Origin of the sequence: Corynebacterium sp. MSK073, assembly GCF_030232085.1 — a bacterium.
GTDB lineage: Bacteria > Actinomycetota > Actinomycetes > Mycobacteriales > Mycobacteriaceae > Corynebacterium.
The window spans coordinates 120,216-138,767 of the sequence record NZ_JASPIY010000003.1 but is presented as its reverse complement, the minus strand read 5'-3'; the positions used below and the strand labels follow the sequence as shown (position 1 = coordinate 138,767).

Below are 18,552 nucleotides of genomic sequence, written 5' to 3'. Positions count from 1 at the left end.
GGTGCCCCTACTTTTATGCCTCGCCGTAGATATCTTGCGGGGAGGCCTCATCGCCCTCGTCGGCATCAGAAGGCACCAAATAAGACTCGTGGCCGGAATCGGGGATATTGGCGGTGAGGAATGCCAGCACGGTATCGACGGTAAGCCGGTGCATGCCGTCGGTATTTGCCTGGCTGGACATATCCACGCCCAATAGGTTGTCCATCATCGCCCGGTTGGTCACGCGGTACGAGGTGAGCGAGGCGATGATGGTGAAAATATCGTTGGTGGAAATGCCCGGGCGGAAGGCACCGGCGTCCTGGCCCAGCATGAGCAGGCGGTCGAGGTGGAGGGCGACGCCGCTGAAATCCGCCACGGGATTGGTGGAAGAGCCCACGATGGACTGGGCGGTTTCCCAGGTCATCATGCGAATGGCCTCGGGGTGGTTGACGTATTGCCAGAAGATCCAGTCCACCAGCTTGCGCACGCCCTCGACCGGGACCGCGGAATCGAGCTCCAAGTCCTCTTCATTGGGGCGGAGGCGCTCGGCGGCGGTGCTTAGAGCGCTCAAATACAGGCCCTGCTTATCGCCAAAGTGGTAGTGAATCATGCGCTTGGACATGCCGGATTCCGCGGCAATGGTGTCCAGCTTGGTTTCAGAAAAACCCCACGCGGAAAACTGGGAAATGGCGATATCCACCACGGCATCGGTGCTGATGGAATCCGCAGCGTGAGCGTCGGAGTCCTCCGCCTGCTCCGCAGCGTGCAGCGGTTCGGTGTGCTCAGTGCTCATAGCATGTGTCCTATCTCTGCTTCGCGGCGCCGATGTGGCGATGGTGGGTAGTGTCTCGGGAACTGCACGATCGGCCTCATGCTGGTTCGATGCGGCAGTGGTTGGCCACCGTGCAGCCGCCCACAGGCGGTGAATGCATCCCTGCAAGCGCGCTCCCAAGTGGGGTCTGTGCCGCTTCCATCATGCCCGATTAACCCCACCCCGCGGGAGGAATGTGCCCATTGGGGGCGTTAATTTGGAGGTAAATGGGGGTAATATCCGGAAATTTGGCGGTGTTTTCCCTCCGAAAGAGGGGGATTTATTTCACAACACGCTACCTCCGTATAGCGCTAAGCTCGGGGGTGGATACATCCCGTGGAGGGTGGCGTGCATGAGGGACGCTTACATCTCCACGACATTTGAGGAGGAATGAGCATGACCCAGCCAGTAAAAGTAACCGTTACCGGTGCCGCCGGAAATATCGCCTACTCCCTGCTGTGGCGGATTGCCGCGGGCGACGTATTTGGCAAGGACACCCCGGTTGACCTTGCCCTGTTGGAAATCCCCGCGGTAGTAGAAAAGGCCGAGGGCGTGGCCATGGAACTGCGCGACTCCGCCCTGCCGCTGGTGAACTCGATTACGGTGACCGATGACCTCAAGGTCGCTTTCGAGGATGCCTCCGCCGCATTCCTTGTGGGCTCCCGCCCGCGCAGCAAGGGCATGGAGCGCGCTGACCTGCTCGAGGCCAATGGCGCCATCTTTACCGAGCAGGGCAAGGCCATCAATGACTACGCGGCGCGTGATGTTCGCGTGCTGGTGGTGGGCAACCCAGCCAATACCAACGCGCTGATTGCCGCGCATAGCGCGCCGGATCTGGATAGCTCCCAGTTCAACGCGCTCATGCGTCTGGATCACAACCGCACCTTGGGCCAGTTGGCGGCCAAGACGGGCAAGGCCACCAAGGACTTTTCCAAGATTGCGGTCTGGGGCAACCACTCCGCCACCCAGTTCCCGGACCTGACCTACTCCAACGCTGAGGTAGATGAGACTTGGTACAAGGAGGAGATGATTCCTAAGGTGGCCAAGCGCGGCGCCGAGATCATCGCCGTGCGCGGCCGCTCCTCGGCAGCCTCCGCAGCCTCCGCCGCGGTGGATCACATGCACGATTGGATCCACGGCACTGAGGATTGGCGCACCGCCGCTATCGTTTCGGATGGCTTCTATGGTGTGGACGAGGGCCTCGTCGCAGGTTTCCCCACGGTCTCCCGCGACGGCAAGTGGGAAATCGTCCAGGGCCTCGAGCTCAGCGATTTCCAGAAGGAGCGCATCGAGGCCTCCGTGCAGGAGCTGCGTGAGGAGCGCGAGGCCGTAGCCCACCTGCTGAAGGGCTAAGCCTCCAGCACCAAGTTATCGATGAGCCGCACCGGCCCCACCTGCGCTGCAACCAGCGCCAAGGCGGGCCGGTGTTGTGCATCTACGGGCTCGAGCGTGGCCGGGTCCACCACGGTGAGGTAATCCACCGTCACGCCGGGGGAGGAAGCGAGCTGGGCCTCAGCTTCTTCACGTGAGGCGCCATCCTGCAGCGCGAAGAGTGCCTGGGATAAGGCGACCGCCTGCTCACGCTCGGCGGCACTGAGGCGCGCATTGCGGCTGGACTCGGCCACGCCGTCCGTTGCACGCACGATGGGCACGCTGATGATGTCCAGCGGCACATCGAGGTCCGCCACCAGGCGGCGGATGATGGCTACCTGCTGGGCATCCTTTTGCCCAAAATAAGCGCGGTCTGGTGCAACAAGGTGAAACAGCTTGCTCACTACGGTGGCTACGCCGTCGAAGTGACCGGGGCGCGAAGCGCCTTCCAAGACCGAGCCCATCTCACCCGTGCGCACCCACACCCGCGGGGTACCACCCGGGTACATCTCCTCCACGCTGGGGGCGAAGACCGCATCGACTCCCACCGAGTCCAGCACCGCGGCATCCGCGTCGAGAGTGCGCGGGTAGGCGCGGTAGTCTTCGCAATCGCCCAGGTCTGTGAACTGGAGGGGATTGACAAAGACCGAGCACACCACGGTGTCGTTGTCTTCGCGGGCGCGGCGAATGAGGGAAGCGTGGCCGTCGTGAAGCGCGCCCATCGTGGGCACCAAGCCCACGGAGCCGGACGCTGCCGCGCGGAAGGCACGGAGTTCAGATTTAGTTTTCAGGATCTGCATGGCCAAAACCTTAGTCCTCGAAGGACTCCTCGGCGTTGGGGAAGGAGCGTTCGTTCACATCGGACACGTAATCCTTCGCGCCCTCCAGCAGCGCGCCGCGCAGATCCGCGTAGCGGCGCACAAAACGCGGCGCCTTGGGCCCGCCTAGGCCGAAGGCATCGGTCCACACCAGAATCTGGCCGTCGGTCTGCGCGCCGGCGCCGATGCCGATGGTGGGGATGGGCAGCTCCTTGGTCACCTGCTCAGCAAGGGCTGCTGGGACCATCTCCAGCACCACGGCGAAGGCGCCGGCCTCGGCGAGGGCGCGGGCGTCGTCGTGAAGCTTCTCCGCGCCGGCACCGCGGCCTTGGACTACGAAGCCGCCTAAGGCGTGGACCTGCTGGGGTGTAAAGCCAATGTGGGCGCAGACTGGGATGCCGGCGGCGGCAAGCGCGGCAACAATCGGTGCGCGCTCCGCACCACCCTCTAGCTTCACGGCCTGCGCACCGGTTTCCTTCATGACGCGCACAGCGGTCTCGAGCGCCTGGGCGGGGCCGGCTTCGTAGGAACCAAAGGGCAGATCCACCACCACGAAGGCGCGGGAGGTCGATGCAACCACCGCGCGGGCAAGGGGGATCATTTCATCCAGTGTGAGCGAGAGCGTGGTTTCGCGGCCCAGGACTACATTGGCCAGGGAATCGCCCACGAGCAGGAGATCCACCCCGGCTTCATCGAAGATCTCGGCGTTCATGCAGTCATAACTCGTCAGGCACGCGAAGGCCTGAGAGTTATCTTTGGCTTGGGCGAAGTAACGGGTGCGGAGACGGGCACGGTGGCCAGGGTTGTGAGACATGCCCTTACTTTAGACAGGGCGCTGGTGCCAGTTGACGCACAGGGTAGAGTTGGCCAGGTGACTGATCAGAATAAAGAGCAACTCGTTGGCACCAATCGCGCGGACCAGCTTCCCAAGTCCTGGGAGCCGCAGGCGGTAGAAAAAGACCTCTATGAAGGTTGGGTCGACCGCGGCTACTTCACCCCGGATGCGAATTCGGAGGCGGAGGGCTTTTCCATCGTGCTGCCACCGCCGAATGTGACCGGCCAGCTGCACATGGGCCACGCTTTAGATCACACGCTGATTGACTCCATCATTCGCCGCAAGCGCATGCAGGGCTATTCCACTTTGTGGCTGCCCGGTGCGGATCACGCGGGCATTGCCACCCAGACCAAGGTTGAGGCCAAGCTCAAGGAGACCGAGGGCAAAAAGCGCTGGGGTTATGAGCGCGAGGAGTTCATCGACAAGGTCTGGGAATGGAAGGAAGAATTCGGTGGCACCATCCAGAACCAGATGCGCGCCATCGGTGACTCCGTGGACTGGACCCGCGAGCGCTTTACCCTGGATGAGGGCCTGTCGCGTGCGGTACAGACCATCTTTAAGAACCTCTACGATGAGGGCATGATTTACCGGGCCAACCGCCTGGTCAATTGGTCGCCGGTGCTGGAGACCGCCGTTTCCGATATCGAGGTCGTCTACAAGGACGTCGAGGGCGAGCTGGTCTCCATCCGCTATGGCTCGCTCAATGACGATGAGCCGCACCTCATTGTTGCCACCACGCGTGTGGAAACCATGCTTGGCGATGTCGCCATTGCCGTCCACCCCGACGATGAGCGCTACGCCCACCTCGTGGGCCAGGAATTGGAACACCCCTTCCGCGATGACTTGAAGCTGAAGATCATCGCTGATGATTACGTGGACATGGAGTTTGGTACCGGTGCGGTAAAGATCACCCCGGCCCACGATCCCAATGACTACGCCATGGGCACCCGCCATAACTTGGATATGCCGACGGTGATGGATACCACCGGCCACATCGCGCATACCGGCACCCGTTTTGATGGCATGACGCGCGAAGAAGCGCGCGTGGAAATTCGGGAGGCGCTGCGGGAGCAGGGGCGCATCGTCAAAGAAATCCGCCCCAATGTCCACTCCGTGGGCCACTCGGAGCGCTCCGGCGAGCCCATCGAGCCGCGCCTGTCACTGCAGTGGTTCGTCGATGTCGCGCAGATGGCGAAGGCCTCTGGCGATGCCGTGCGCGAGGGCGATACCGTCTTGCACCCGCAGTCGCTGGAGCCGCGCTATTTTGAGTGGGTCGATGACATGCACGATTGGTGCATCTCCCGCCAGCTGTGGTGGGGCCACCGCATCCCCATTTGGTACGGCCCGGAGCGCACGAACGAGTCCGGTGAGATCGAGCGTGACATCGTGTGCGTCGGCCCCGATGAGGAGCCGCCGGCAGGATACGAGCAGGATCCGGACGTCCTCGATACCTGGTTCTCTTCGGCGCTGTGGCCATTTTCCACCCTGGGCTGGCCCGATAAGACCCCGGATCTGGAGAAGTTCTATCCCACCAACGTGCTGGTCACAGCCTATGACATCTTGTTCTTCTGGGTCGCGCGCATGATAATGTTCGGCACCTTCGCCGGCACCAAGACCCCAGAGCTTTTGGGTAAGGGCACCGATGGCCGCCCGCAGATTCCTTTCAAAGACCTTTACCTGCACGGCCTTGTGCGCGATGAGCAGGGCCGCAAGATGTCCAAGTCCCTGGGCAATGGCATTGACCCGATGGACTGGGTGCGCGATTACGGCGCCGATGCGCTGCGCTTTACCCTTGCCCGCGGCGCCAACCCGGGCGTGGATTTGCCGCTGGGCTCTGATGCCGCCGCGGCATCGCGCAATTTCGCTACCAAGCTCTTTAATGCCACCAAGTTTGCGCTGATGAACGGCGCCGGCGTGGCACCTTTGCCTAGCCGCACGGAGCTTTCGGATGCCGACCGCTGGATCCTTGACCGCGCCGAAGAGGTGCGCACCCAGGTCGATGCCTACTTGGACGATTATCAATTTGCCAAGGCCAACGAGCTGCTCTACCACTTCACCTGGGATGAGCTCTGTGACTGGTACCTGGAGATTGCCAAGACGCAGATCCCGAGCGATGGCGAAACGGTAGAAGGCCGCAATACCCAGATCGTCTTGGGCCGCGTCATCGACGTGGTGCTGCGCCTATTGCACCCCACCATGCCGTATGTGACCGAGGTGCTGTGGAAGGCATTGACCGGCGGGGAATCCATCGTCATCGCCCCGTGGCCCACAGTGGCCGATACCAACGGCGGCGCCACCAAGGACGCGGTGGCCGCCCGCCGCATCGATGATGCCGATAAGCTCATTACCGAGCTGCGCCGCTTCCGCTCCGATCAGGGCGTTAAGCCTTCGCAAAAGGTGCCGGGCCGCCTCGACTTCGCCGCGGCAGACCTGCAGGGCCAAGAGGAATTGGTCCGCAACCTGGCCAATACCACCGCGCCGGGCGAGGACTTTAACCCCTCGGCCTCCATTGAGGTGCGCCTGTCCCAGGCCACCGTGGAGGTAACGCTGGATACCCACGGCGCGGTCGACGTTGAAGCCGAGCGCAAGCGCCTGGAAAAGGATCTGGCCAAGGCCAATAAGGAACTGGAACAGACCGGCAAGAAGCTGGGCAATGAGAACTTCCTGGCCAAGGCGCCGGAAGAGGTGGTCAATAAGATTCGGGCGCGCCAAGACATCGCACGCGAGGAAGTCGAGCGCATTACCAGCCGTTTGGAGGGCCTTAAGTAGTGACAGATCAGCGCTTCAATCACGACGCCAACGGGAACGGCGAGGTCGCCGGGGGAGAGGACGATTTTGAAATCGTCGATGCCCTCAAGGAAGGCACCGATGGCACCCCGGTGGAGATCACGGAATCGGGCCTGACCCTGAACCTCGGCATGGGCGAAGACGAAGAATATAACGACGCCGCGCCCCAAGAGGTATCCCCGGAGGAGCTGCAGGCGCTCGGTGAGGTGGAAGACGAGCTCAACCAGCGCTGGCCGGAGACTAAGATCGAGCCCACCCTGGAGCGCATCGAGATGCTCATGGATTTGCTCGGTCACCCCGAACAGTCCTTTGATGTCATCCACATTGCGGGCACCAATGGTAAGTCTTCTACCGCGCGCATGGTCGATTCGCTGCTGCGTTCCTTCCACCGCCGCGTGGGCCTGGTCACCAGCCCGCACCTGCAGCGGGTCACCGAGCGCATCGGCATCGATGGCCGGCCCATCCACCCGCGCGACTACGTGCGCCTGTGGCACGAAATCAAGCCGTACGTGGAGATGGTGGATGCGCGCTCTGAGGTCCCCATGTCCAAGTTCGAGGTCTTGGTGGGCCTATCCTATGCAGCGTTTGCCGATGCCCCCGTTGACGTCGCCGTCGTCGAGGTCGGCCTCGGTGGGACGTGGGATGCCACGAACGTGGTCAATGCGGACGTTTCCGTGATTACCCCGGTGGGCCTAGACCACACGGATTACCTGGGCAGCGATATTCGGGAGATTGCGGGGGAGAAGGCGGGTATCATCAAGCGCCGCGCCGATGCCGAAGACCCGCTGACCCCGAATGAAAACATCGCCATTATTGCCGAGCAAGACCCTGAGGCCATGCAGGTCATCCTGCAGCGCGCGGTGGATATGGATGCCGGCGTGGCCCGCTCCGGAGCGGAATTCGCGGCCTTAGAATCCCGCATTGCGGTCGGTGGCCAGCAGGTTAATATCCAGGGCCTCGGCGGCATGTACGAGGATATTTTCTTGCCGTTGCACGGCGAGCACCAGGCCAAGAATGCGGCCGTTGCCCTTGCAGCGGTCGAAGCCTTCTTCGGTGCCTCTTCCGGGCATCCTCTGGATATTGCCTCCGTGCGCAACGGTTTTGCCAAGACGATTTCGCCCGGCCGCCTCGAGCGAGTGCGCACCTCGCCCACGACGTTTATCGATGCCGCCCACAATCCCCACGGCGCCAAGGCGCTTGGCGCGGCGCTCGACCGCGATTTCGATTTTGCGCGGCTCATCGGCGTGCTCTCCATCTTTGGCGATAAGGATGCCCAAGGCATCCTCGCCGCGCTGGAGCCGTACTTGAGCGAGGTGGTAATCTCCCAGAACTCCTCGCCGCGCGCGATCGATGCCTATGAATTGGCGGAAACGGCCCGCGATATTTATGGCGAAGAGCGCGTCTATGTGGCCGATGATCTGCCCGGTGCCTACGCGCAAGCCGTGGAGCTGGCGGAGGAATCTGAGGTGCAATCCGGCTCCGGTATTGTCATTACCGGTTCGGTGGTTACCGCCGGCGAAGCCCGCGCTATGTTTGGAAAGGAGCCCGCATGACCAGCCCCAATCCTAGGTCCCGCCTGCCTCGTCAGCCGCGCCGCGGCGACGACATAGCGGACAATGAAATCGGCCCATTGGGCCTAGGGCAGGATCCCGTTAAGGATCCGCTCAAGAGCTTTAATGGCATGGTCATCGCCAGCTCGCTCATCATGGAGTCGATCACGCTCGTTTTGGCGCTGCCGCTGTTGTACAAGCTGTATGACGGTACGCTGTGGACGCCGTTTAACTACGGCGTAGTCATAGGTGCCCTGATATTCCACTTGGGCATGATCGCGTTTATGAATAAGAAGTGGGCGCTGACCGTCATCGTGTGGGCGCAGCTATTGGGCCTTATCCTGGGTTTTATGGCGCACTGGTCCATCGCCGCGATCTTCATCATCTTTGGCATGGAGTGGCTCCTTGCGGCGTATTTGCGCAGTAACTTAATCGCCCGCATGAAGCGCGGTTACTTAACTACCCAGCACCTCAACCAGAAGTAGTGGCCATGCGCACCGTCTATCTCGTCCTCGCGGCCCTAGCCTGCATTGCCGCGGTCGCTGCCCGCGCGGCCACGGGCGCGCCGTGGCTGCCGCTGGTAGCACTCATCATTGCCGCCGTATTTTTGGCCCTTGCCCTGCGCGCTAATTTTCAGCGGGCAGAAGAAGCCACCCTTGATGATTTGGATAAAGAGCAGCGAGCAGAGATTAAGCGTTTGCTGGGCAACGGCCAGTTTGGCACGGCGGTTAACCAAGTGCGCCTGTGGTTTCGGGGTACCTCCCACGAGCGCGCGACGGAGATAGTCCAGCAGCTTACTTAATGCTTATTAAATGCCGCCCACTACGCTGCCCCCGCTTATGGCCCTCGGTCGTGGACGAGTTGTGGGTATTCGGTACAGTATGGGGCATGACTGAACGTACATTGATCCTCATTAAGCCGGACGGCGTAAAGAACGGCCACGTGGGCGAGATCATCGCCCGCATCGAGCGCAAGGGCCTCAAGCTGGCTGAGTTGGACCTGCGCGTGGCTGACCGCGAGACCGCAGAAAAGCACTACGAAGAGCACAAGGACAAGCCATTCTTTGGCGAGCTCGTGGACTTCATCACCTCCGCACCGCTGATTGCCGGCGTTGTTGAAGGCGAGCGCGCCATCGAGGCATGGCGCCAGCTGGCCGGCGGCACCGACCCAGTCTCCAAGGCCGCACCCGGTTCCATCCGCGGTGACTTCGCACTCAGCGTGGGCGAGAACATCGTGCACGGCTCCGACTCCCCAGAGTCCGCTGAGCGCGAGATTGGAATTTGGTTCCCCAACCTCTAAGCACTGAATCTACCTAGATTTCAAGGAGACCCGAGCGTTAAGCTCGGGCCTTTTCCTTTAAGAGGGGGTTTATTGCGGGGCGAAATACTTTGATTGGCTCACAGTGTTGCAAACATATAAGGCCAAGATTTCATTGTTAGTGGCTGTTTAGTCGAAAGAGAGTAGTTCGCGCAGTGCAGTGAAAGCTTGTTTTTGCACTTCATGGGTGACGGTGCGGCCAGTCTGTCGTTTGGCTAAGAGGTCAGCATCCCGCATTTTTGCAAGATGGTGAGACACCGTCGGCTGACTCAGACCGGATAATGCGGTCAGTTCTGAGACGCTCATCGGGCCGCAGCCTTCATCGCACAAAATGGACAAAAGGCGAAGGCGCGCGGGATCTGCAAGTACCTTGAACTGCTGGGCAAAGTGCACGGCATTGTCTTGATCTAGGGGGCCGTTGCTAAGCGAACAGCATTCGTTGATGTAGGGATTTTTGGTCATGCCGTGCGAAGAAACCATGCATTCAGTATATGGGCGTTTTCCCACCCATTCATATTGACAGGTATCGATATGAATGGGTACAGTGCAGCACGGTACGGTGCGACTTGGGTCAATGAAGGAGACAGGTATGGCTACCTCACAGCAGCCGCGATTGGCTTTTCTCGATCGCTTTCTTCCCGTGTGGATCATCATCGCTATGGTCCTTGGCCTGCTTATAGGTCATTTTCTTCCAGGAATTGGAAAAGCGCTCTCAGCTTTAGAAGTTGGGGGTATTTCCCTTCCAATTGCTTTAGGGCTGTTGGTGATGATGTATCCACCGCTTGCTAAAGTGCGCTATGAAAAGACCCGGGAGATTGCCACTGACAGACGGCTGATGACCGTGTCAATCGTTTTGAATTGGCTTGTGGGGCCAGCATTCATGTTCGCACTGGCCTGGCTATTCTTGGCGGATCAACCCGAGCTGCGCACGGGTCTTATCATTGTCGGCCTTGCCCGCTGCATCGCCATGGTCTTGGTGTGGTCAGACCTATCCTGCGGTGACCGAGAAGCCACGGCAGTATTAGTAGCAATCAACTCCGTCTTCCAAGTTGCGATGTTCGGTGTCCTGGGTTGGTTCTACCTGCAGATACTGCCGGGATGGCTGGGTCTTGATACCACCTCTGTCGAATTCTCTTTCTGGTCCATTGTTACTTCAGTGCTCGTATTCTTAGGCATCCCGCTTTTGCTCGGGGTTATCTCCCGAGTATGGGCAGAGAAAACTAAAGGGCGTGAGTGGTTCGAAAACCGTTACCTTCCTGCGGTGTCTCCTTTGGCAATGATCGGTTTGCTGTATACAATCGTCTTACTGTTCTCCCTGCAAGGAGAACAGCTAGTGGAGCAGCCGGTAGCAGTGGTTAGGGTAGCGGTGCCTCTGATGTTGTACTTTGTCGGGATGTTCTTTCTGGCTTTGGGCGTAGCTAAAGTTGCCGGAATGAATTATGCACAGTCTGCCTCAGTGGCCTTTACCGCAGCGGGAAATAATTTTGAGTTAGCCATCGCGGTGTCCATCGGTACCTTTGGTGCCACCTCTGCTCAAGCGTTAGCCGGTACCATTGGGCCTCTTGTTGAAATTCCGGTTTTGGTTGGTTTGGTATACGTAATGCTCTGGATTGGTCCTAAGTTATTTCCAGGAGACCCGAGTCTGCCGAATTAGCGTCTGCCAAGTTGATACAGGCACCGCACTCCAGTAGGGGTGAGGGTGATGCGCCAGCTTTCTACTTTGGAGCGCAGTCCAATATCTTCTACCTTCACGAGCCCATGCTTTTTTAGTTCCTGAAGAGCATCCGGCAGGGTATCTAGTTCCACCTGCATCAGGCGGGACAAGGCCTTGGTGGTGGTCGTATTGCCCTGGACGGCCCCGGCGGTGACGAGGGCGGTGAGGATATTTAGGTGGGCATCGGCAAGCTGCATGGCATGATCTGTGACCCCTTCTAAGGGATCTTCAGCCACGATGCGCTGCATGCGGCGGCGGCCAATGCGAAAGGACTGGGAAAGCATGGCCCACAAGCCCAGCGGGAGTGCGAACGCCGACACCGCTCCGGTTAAGATGCCTTCCACGGGCGGGGCCAGCGAGATGTTTGGCAACCAGCCAGCCGCGGACAGCGGGGCCATGGCCAGCGGTAGAGCAAGTGGTATCACTGGCGCCCAATAAGCAATGGCGGGGTAATCGCCCTCGAGGTAGACATCCTGGTTAGCCCCAATAGAGCGGGGATAATGGCGGATGAGGTGCACCAATCCAATGACCGCGAAGACCGCAAAAACGCCGGCGCCCATCAGCATGTAGCTGGCCTCCGTTTGGGCAAACCCGAGGGCAAAACCGGCCGGAACGCCGAATAAGCACGCCTCTTTCGGCGTAATCTCATTACGCTGCCGGTACTGCGATAATGTTCGGGCGGGACGTGGTGCCAGTTCTGCCATAAGTTCAAACGTATCATCGCCCACAGCCTGCTCGCCCCGCCAAGATTCTGTGACACAATGGAACTCACGCGCAGCGCGCGCATAATTTCATAACCCATAAGCTTTAACGCAGTGCGTTTTCGTTGCTATTCGTGCGGCAGCGGCGCGGTCCTTTTTGGGCTGTGCCTGCGCCCGAATAGCCGGCGCACCATACAATCGAAGTACAGGAGTAAGCCCAACTAATGGCGGCACAGAACTCTCAAGAAACAACTGAAAACCTCCAGGCAGCCGCGGCTTTGGCCCAGCGGATAGACCCGAGCGAGCTCAAAGATAAAACCCGCGTGTATGCCTTGGCCCAAAAGCTCGGCCTATCCTCGCGCCAGCTGGTGGCCCAGCTCAAGGACATGGGCCTGAACAAGACCGCGCAGAGCTCCATTACCCGCGCAGAAGCAGGCGACCTCTTCGCTGCTCTAGCCCGCCATGCAGGGGGCGCGGATGCGGAGCAGCCTGCAACCGTGGACGAGAGCCCAGCGGAAGCAAAGCCCGAGGGCAAGGCCAAGACCACCAAGCGCGCTCGGCGCACCCGCAAAGCCACGAAGAAGTCTGCGCCTGCGGCAAAGAAAGGGCCAGTACAAGCTGATGATGGGGAAGAAGATGGCGCTCCCACTGAAAACACCGCCGCCGATGCGGAAGAAGAAAAGAACCTGCGCTACCGCGTGCGCAAGAACGTGGACAATGAAATCTCCCAGATTGAGGAAAAGGTCGATGCTTCGCTGGTAAAGAGCGCACTGCCGGATCCTGAGCCGTCGAACGCGCCCGCGCGCGCTGAAGATGATGCCGATGCTAATGCCACCGACGCTGCCGCTGCCGGAGCTGGCGAAGCGACTGGGACCGTGGATCCGGCCAAGCTGCATGAGGTGCTGGCAGAGGCCGGCGAGGACTTCGACGATGATTACTATGCCCCGCGCATAGTCCCGCGCGCGGAGACGGACGACGATTCCGCTGCGTATGACTTCGCGCCGCTGTTTATGCCGCCGCAGCAGCAGGACGCCGCCGAGCTTGGTGAGGATGAGGCCGCGGACATGGCGGCGATCGCTGAAGCCGCTGATGCGGCGGAACCTGGCGACGACGCAGAGCCGGACGAGGCCGAGGTAGACAATAAGGCGTCGCGCGGGGGTTCTGACAAGCGTCGCCGCGGCCGCCGTGGTACCTCCCGTGGGCGCGGCGTGCACGAGAACGCCAAGAAGGATGTGGCGGATAAGGAGCCGGAGCTTATCGATGAGCCCAAGGCCATCCGTGGCTCCACCCGCATCGAGGCACAGAAGCGCCGCCGCGCAGAATTGCGCGAGAAGGGCCGCGAGCGCCAGCACATCGTGTCCCAGGCGGAATTTTTGGCGCGGCGCGAGGCCGTGGAACGCACCATGGTGGTGCGCGATAAGCAGCGCGAGGACGGCGCGGGCATCGTCACGCAGGTGGGCGTGCTTGAAGATGACCTCTTGGTCGAGCACTTCGTTACCACCGAGGCCCAAGCCTCCCTCATTGGCAATATTTACTTAGGCCGCGTGCAAAACGTCTTGCCGTCCATGGAGGCGGCATTCGTGGACATCGGCCAGGGCCGCAACGGTGTGCTTTATGCCGGCGAGATTGACTGGCGCAAGACCAAATTGCACGGGCGTTCCCGCAAGGTTGAAAATACCCTGAAATCCGGCGACCAAATCTTGGTGCAGGTGGCAAAGGACCCGATTGGCCACAAGGGTGCGCGCCTGACCACCCGGATTTCCTTGGCCGGGCGCTACCTCGTCTACGTACCAGGCGGCCGCAGTGCTGGAATTTCGCGCAAGCTGCCGGCACCGGAGCGCAAGCGCTTAAAGGACATCTTGGGCCGCGTGGTGCCAGGCGATGGCGGCGCCATCATCCGTACCGCTGCCGAAAACGTTCCCGAGGAGGCCATTGCAGCAGATGTGCAGCGCCTGCATAACCGGTGGGAAGATATTTCCACCCAAGCTAAGAAGGAAAAATCCTCCAAGGGTGCTAAGCCGGTCACGCTCTATGAAGAGCCGAATATGCTCATCAAGGTCGTCCGGGATCTCTTCAACGAAGACTTCCATCGCCTGATCGTGGACGGGAAGCGTTCCTTTAATACGGTCAATGCCTACGTGGAATCCATGGCCCCGGACCTTGCAGACCGCGTGGTGCGCTATAAGCCCAAGGACCACGGCGGCCAGGATGCCTTTGCCGCCTACCGCATTGATGAGCAGCTGCATAAGGCGCTCTCGCGCAAGGTATGGCTGCCATCTGGCGGCACCTTGGTCATCGATCGTACCGAGGCCATGACCGTCATCGATGTCAACACCGGCAAGTTCACCGGCTCCGGCGGCAACCTGGAAGAGACCGTGACCCGCAATAACCTGGAGGCGGCCGAAGAAATCGTGCGCCAGATGCGCCTGCGCGATCTGGGCGGCATGATCGTGGTGGACTTTATTGACATGGTCTTGCCGGAAAACCAGGACCTGGTTTTGCGCCGCCTGAAGGAGGCCCTGGGTCGCGACCGCACGCGCCACCAGGTATCCGAGGTTACCTCCCTGGGCTTGGTGCAAATGACGCGCAAGCGCTTGGGCACTGGCTTGGTAGAGACCTTTTCTACCGAGTGTGAGCACTGCCATGGCCGCGGCATCATCATCCACGAGTACCCGGTCGATGAAGCTGAAGACAACCACTCCGGCCAGCATTCGCACGGTTCCTCCAAGTCGCACAAGAAGCCAGACCACGATCCCCAGCAGCACCCGGCTGCCGTGGCCATGCACGAGCATGACGATGAAGACGAGCGCGCGGAGAAGAAGGGCCAGAAGCACCACAAGGGGCATAAGGCCGCTAACCAGCCGCAGAAGTACCAAAAGACCAACGCTCCCCTCTACAGCAGCGAGGACGAGCAGTCACCGTCGCTGGAGGAGCTCGTGGCCAATGTCGTCGTAGACGATGAGACCGCCGACTCCACACAGAAGGCCCCACAGAAGCGAGCCGACAACGCCCGCGGACACCGTGACGAGCGCAGCCGTGGCCGCAGCGAAGACAAGCAGAAGAAGCGCCGCCGAGTGCAGAAGAAGTCCGAGGTCTCTGAAATCGAGGCCATCGCCTATGCTGCGGCAGAAAACGCCGCCGAAAGCGATGAGGTACAGGAATTTAATTCCTATGTGCCCGATGGCCAAGAATCACCGGCGAAGGAGAAGAAGCGCACCCAGCGGGGCAAGAAGCCGCGCCGGGCAACGCGGACCTCGCCAGCTTCCCGCCGCGTGCAGGAGCAGCAGAAACAGCGCCAGCAGGCGGCTGAAGAGAAGAAGGCGGTAGCTACCGATGCCCCGGAGAAGACCTACGAGGAGGCAGTAGCCGAGTTTGAGGCTTCTCCGCGCCGGAAGCGGCGCACGCGCGGAAATTCGCGTTCCGATAATCGCCCGCGCCCAGAGGCTTTTGCCCAGCCACAAAAAGAGGAATCCACGGGTTCCGCCGAGAAGTCACGCGGTGACGGTGCGGCACAGCAGGACGCCGAGCAGCAAAAGCCTCGCAGCAAGTCACGCGGGCGTGGTCGGCGTCGCAGCGTTCGCACCCAGCCAAATTCCCGCCGGGCAAATGTGCGGGCCTCGCACCGGGCAAACGCGCAGGATGTAAAGCAGGACGACAAGCGCGGGGACACCTCGCGAACTGCGGAGCAGCGTCACGAGAATATCAGTGGCGGGAAGAATAAATCCTCGGTACAGGGAGGCCGTCGCGGCAAGCGCCGGGTGGTGCGTACGAACCCGAGGGATAAGGCCACCTCGCACAATGCGGGTGGCCCAACGGCTACACCTGTTCAAGGGGAGAAGGATTCCCAGAAGGCTAGTGCTCCGCAGACTGAAACCAAGGTCATTCGCCGCGGGAAGAAGCGCGCGGTGAAAAAGACCGGGGCGCCGGCAGCGGCCGCGCGGCAGGAACGTACTGGGGAAAAGGCGTCCACTAACGCGCCGGAGACCCCGCAGACTGGTGCTAAGGACGCGGGCCGGCGGCGGCGCCGCGTAGCACGGCGAGCTACTTCCTAGGGCATCGCCACGCGGGTGCGAAGTGCGTGGTTTGTATTTTGTACCCGCGGCGGGGTAGTCTTTGACAGTCGCTGTTTAGAACTCTCGGCGCTGGATCAGCCCACAATTGCCGCCCGGTGATTGCGGACATGTTCGCGCGGGGTCTGAACGCAATATGTAAGTGTCCATTCGGATAACGGCCTGGATGCCGTGTCCGAGCGAGTTTAGATAAGGGGTAACCCTCTATGTACGCGATCGTCAAGACCGGCGGCAAGCAGTACAAGGTTGCTGAAGGTGACCTCGTCAAGGTCGAGAAGATCGAGGGTGAGCCAGGCTCTGCCGTGGCTCTCACCCCGGTTCTGCTCGTCGATGGCGCCGCTGTGAAGTCCAAGGCTTCCGACTTGGAGAAGGTTTCCGTTGCTGCGGAAATCGTTGAACAGGGTAAAGGTCCAAAGATTGATATCTTGAAGTACAAGAACAAGACTGGTTACAAGAGGCGTTTGGGTCACCGCCAGCCTCAGACCACCTTGAAGATCACCGGTATCAAGTAAGCCTTAACCGGGCTGCAAATCATCCCCGAAGGAGGGAAACGACATGGCACACAAGAAGGGTGCTTCCAGCTCCAGCAACGGTCGCGATTCCGAGTCCAAGCGCCTCGGCGTCAAGCGCTTCGGTGGTCAGCAGGTTAACGCCGGCGAGATCATCGTGCGTCAGCGCGGCACCAAGTTCCACCCAGGTGAGAACGTTGGTCGCGGCGGCGATGACACCTTGTTCGCACTTGCTGCTGGCTCCGTGAAGTTCGGCATCAAGCGCGGCCGCCGGATGGTAAACATCATCCCGGCTGAAGAGGTTGCTGCAGAAGCTACTGCTTAAGCACGACCGCAGCGGTCAATCCTCGGGCAGCTTTCACTACGGGTGAGGGCAGCTCGAGGATTTTCTCGTTTTACCTCCCACTGTGCTGGCAGGGCATGGGTTGGAGTCCGAGCTTGGCTACGCATTACACTGGCTAAGACAATAGATTTAAATAAGAAGGGTGTGGCACATCATGGCACGATTTATTGACCGCGTCGTCTTGCACTTGCAGGCTGGCGACGGTGGGCATGGCTGTGTGTCTGTCCACCGCGAGAAATTCAAGCCATTGGGCGGACCGGATGGCGGCAATGGCGGCCACGGTGGCGACATCGTTTTGGAAGTTTCAGAGCAGATCCATACTTTGATGGACTTCCACTACCGCCCGCATATTAAGGCCGAACGAGGCGGCAACGGTGCCGGCGATATGCGCAATGGCGCGCGCGGTGAGGACCTGATTCTGGAGGTTCCCGCGGGTACGGTTGTGCGCACGGAAAAGGGTGAGACCCTGGCGGATCTTACTGTGCCGGGCACGCGTTTCGTCGCGGCTGAGGGCGGTTTCGGTGGCTTGGGCAACGCGGCGTTGGCGTCTAAGAACCGGAAGGCACCGGGCTTTGCGCTGCAGGGCGAGCCGGGCCAAGCTCATGATTTGGTGCTCGAGCTGAAATCCATGGCGGATGTGGGGCTTGTGGGCTTTCCTTCGGCGGGTAAGTCCTCGTTGATCTCTGTGCTCTCTGCAGCCAAGCCGAAGATTGGTGACTACCCGTTTACCACCCTGCAGCCCAACTTGGGTGTGGTGGATATGGGCGATAGCTCCTTTACCATTGCCGATGTCCCTGGCCTTATCCCTGGCGCCGCCGATGGCAAGGGCCTAGGCCTAGACTTCCTGCGCCACATCGAGCGCACGGCCGTGCTGGCCCACGTCGTTGATACCGCATCCATCGAGCCTGGCCGCGATCCGGAATCCGATATTGAGGCGCTGGAAAATGAGCTGGCTAAGTACCAGGAGGCGCTAGAAAGCGATACCGGTTTGGGTGACCTGCGCGAGCGCCCGCGCGTCATTATTTTGAGTAAGGCCGATGTGCCGGAGGCGGAAGAGCTTGCGGAGTTCGTCAAGGATGACCTGAAGGAAAAGTTTGGCTGGCCGGTGTTCATCATTTCTGCGGCAGCACGCAAGGGCTTGGACCCGCTGAAATTCAAGCTCATGGAAATGGTCACCGAGCATCACAAGGCACAGCCTAAGCCGAAGCGGGATCCTTCCCATACCGTTATTCACCCCAAGGCCCAAGCGCATAAGAAAAACACCGGCAGCTTCGCAGACTTTAGCGTGCGACCGGACCCAGAAGTGCAGGGCGGATTCATTGTGGAAGGCGAAAAGATCGAGCGCTGGATTACCCAGACCGACTTTGAAAACGATGAGGCCGTGGGTTACTTGGCGGACCGCCTGGCCAAGGCCGGCGTGGAAGACGAGCTGCACAAGCAGGGCGCGGTGGAAGGCTGTCCCGTGACCATCGGCGGCATTACATTCGAATGGGAGCCGATGACCGGCGGCGATCCAACTATGGCCAGCCGCGGCGAGGATGCCCGCCTGAAGGGCACCAACCGCGTGTCGGCAGCGGAGCGCAAGCGTGCCTCCCAAGCCCGGCGTGGCTTGGTCGATGAGCTCGACTACGGAGATGAGGAAGAGATCACCCGCGAAGGCGCTAACCGTGACCGGTGGCAGGGTTAGTTGTTAACTTCTGGCGAAGGGAAGTGGGGGCAATTCCACCGGACGATTGCCCCCAGTTCA

16 protein-coding genes are annotated in these 18,552 nt (G+C 60.6%); 11 read left to right on the top strand and 5 right to left on the bottom strand.

What is annotated here, in order from left to right; all coding sequences use genetic code 11:
• Positions 1 to 13 precede the first annotated feature (13 nt).
• A complete protein-coding gene (locus QP970_RS03110; protein ID WP_239268719.1) occupies positions 14 to 772 on the bottom strand; it encodes a TetR/AcrR family transcriptional regulator in 759 nt (252 codons plus the stop codon).
• 408 nt (positions 773 to 1,180) lie between these two features.
• Between QP970_RS03110 and QP970_RS03105 the strand changes: the two genes are divergently transcribed.
• Positions 1,181 to 2,143: a malate dehydrogenase gene (locus QP970_RS03105; RefSeq protein ID WP_239268717.1), complete on the top strand. Its 963-nt coding sequence runs from the start codon at positions 1,181 to 1,183 to the stop codon at positions 2,141 to 2,143.
• On the opposite strand, the gene panC is transcribed toward QP970_RS03105, so the two are convergent.
• On the bottom strand, positions 2,140 to 2,961 hold the full coding sequence (gene panC / locus QP970_RS03100) for a pantoate--beta-alanine ligase (protein WP_239268715.1): 822 nt from the start codon (positions 2,959 to 2,961) through the stop codon (positions 2,140 to 2,142). The genes QP970_RS03105 and panC overlap by 4 nt on opposite strands.
• Before the next feature lie 10 nt (positions 2,962 to 2,971).
• The gene (gene panB, locus QP970_RS03095; protein WP_284869586.1) at positions 2,972 to 3,793 is read right to left on the bottom strand and encodes a 3-methyl-2-oxobutanoate hydroxymethyltransferase; all 822 of its coding nucleotides are present in this window, start codon (positions 3,791 to 3,793) and stop codon (positions 2,972 to 2,974) included.
• Positions 3,794 to 3,850: 57 nt separating this feature from the next.
• Between panB and QP970_RS03090 the strand changes: the two genes are divergently transcribed.
• The 5 genes from QP970_RS03090 (at position 3,851) to ndk (ending at position 9,450) form a co-directional block, all read left to right on the top strand.
• Complete coding sequence (locus QP970_RS03090) at positions 3,851 to 6,583, top strand: valine--tRNA ligase (protein WP_284869584.1); 2,733 nt, start codon at positions 3,851 to 3,853, stop codon at positions 6,581 to 6,583.
• Complete coding sequence (gene folC, locus QP970_RS03085) at positions 6,583 to 8,154, top strand: bifunctional tetrahydrofolate synthase/dihydrofolate synthase (RefSeq protein WP_370658452.1); 1,572 nt, start codon at positions 6,583 to 6,585, stop codon at positions 8,152 to 8,154. Before QP970_RS03090 ends, folC begins: the two co-directional genes overlap by 1 nt.
• Positions 8,151 to 8,636, top strand: a complete 486-nt coding sequence (locus QP970_RS03080; protein ID WP_239268709.1) for a DUF4233 domain-containing protein — start codon at positions 8,151 to 8,153, stop codon at positions 8,634 to 8,636. Before folC ends, QP970_RS03080 begins: the two co-directional genes overlap by 4 nt.
• Before the next feature lie 5 nt (positions 8,637 to 8,641).
• Complete coding sequence (locus QP970_RS03075) at positions 8,642 to 8,953, top strand: hypothetical protein (protein ID WP_239268707.1); 312 nt, start codon at positions 8,642 to 8,644, stop codon at positions 8,951 to 8,953.
• An 86-nt stretch (positions 8,954 to 9,039) separates the two neighbouring features.
• Entirely contained in the window at positions 9,040 to 9,450 is a 411-nt protein-coding gene (gene ndk / locus QP970_RS03070; RefSeq protein WP_005277934.1) for a nucleoside-diphosphate kinase, read from the top strand.
• Between the two features lie 147 nt (positions 9,451 to 9,597).
• Here ndk and QP970_RS03065 read toward each other — a convergent pair whose 3' ends face one another.
• Positions 9,598 to 9,948: an ArsR/SmtB family transcription factor gene (locus tag QP970_RS03065; RefSeq protein ID WP_239268705.1), complete on the bottom strand. Its 351-nt coding sequence runs from the start codon at positions 9,946 to 9,948 to the stop codon at positions 9,598 to 9,600.
• 109 nt (positions 9,949 to 10,057) lie between these two features.
• On the opposite strand from QP970_RS03065, the gene arsB reads away from it, so the two are divergent.
• Positions 10,058 to 11,122 (top strand): ACR3 family arsenite efflux transporter, encoded by a 1,065-nt coding sequence (arsB, locus tag QP970_RS03060; RefSeq protein ID WP_239268703.1) that lies wholly within the window; start codon positions 10,058 to 10,060, stop codon positions 11,120 to 11,122.
• Here arsB and QP970_RS03055 read toward each other — a convergent pair.
• On the bottom strand, positions 11,119 to 11,886 hold the full coding sequence (locus QP970_RS03055) for a hypothetical protein (RefSeq protein WP_284869583.1): 768 nt from the start codon (positions 11,884 to 11,886) through the stop codon (positions 11,119 to 11,121). The two genes, arsB and QP970_RS03055, sit on opposite strands and share 4 nt — an antisense overlap.
• Positions 11,887 to 12,107: 221 nt before the next feature.
• Between QP970_RS03055 and QP970_RS03050 the strand changes: the two genes are divergently transcribed.
• The 4 genes from QP970_RS03050 (at position 12,108) to obgE (ending at position 18,492) form a co-directional block, all read left to right on the top strand.
• Positions 12,108 to 15,935: a translation initiation factor IF-2 N-terminal domain-containing protein gene (locus tag QP970_RS03050; RefSeq protein ID WP_239268699.1), complete on the top strand. Its 3,828-nt coding sequence runs from the start codon at positions 12,108 to 12,110 to the stop codon at positions 15,933 to 15,935.
• A gap of 224 nt (positions 15,936 to 16,159) precedes the next feature.
• A complete protein-coding gene (gene rplU, locus QP970_RS03045; protein ID WP_023023542.1) occupies positions 16,160 to 16,465 on the top strand; it encodes a 50S ribosomal protein L21 in 306 nt (101 codons plus the stop codon).
• Between the two features lie 43 nt (positions 16,466 to 16,508).
• Positions 16,509 to 16,787 carry a 50S ribosomal protein L27 gene (rpmA, locus tag QP970_RS03040; RefSeq protein ID WP_005277951.1) on the top strand — a complete coding sequence of 93 codons (279 nt, stop codon included), beginning with the start codon at positions 16,509 to 16,511 and terminating at the stop codon, positions 16,785 to 16,787.
• Positions 16,788 to 16,959: 172 nt separating this feature from the next.
• Positions 16,960 to 18,492 (top strand): GTPase ObgE, encoded by a 1,533-nt coding sequence (gene obgE / locus QP970_RS03035; RefSeq protein WP_284869582.1) that lies wholly within the window; start codon positions 16,960 to 16,962, stop codon positions 18,490 to 18,492.
• Positions 18,493 to 18,552: the final 60 nt, after the last annotated feature.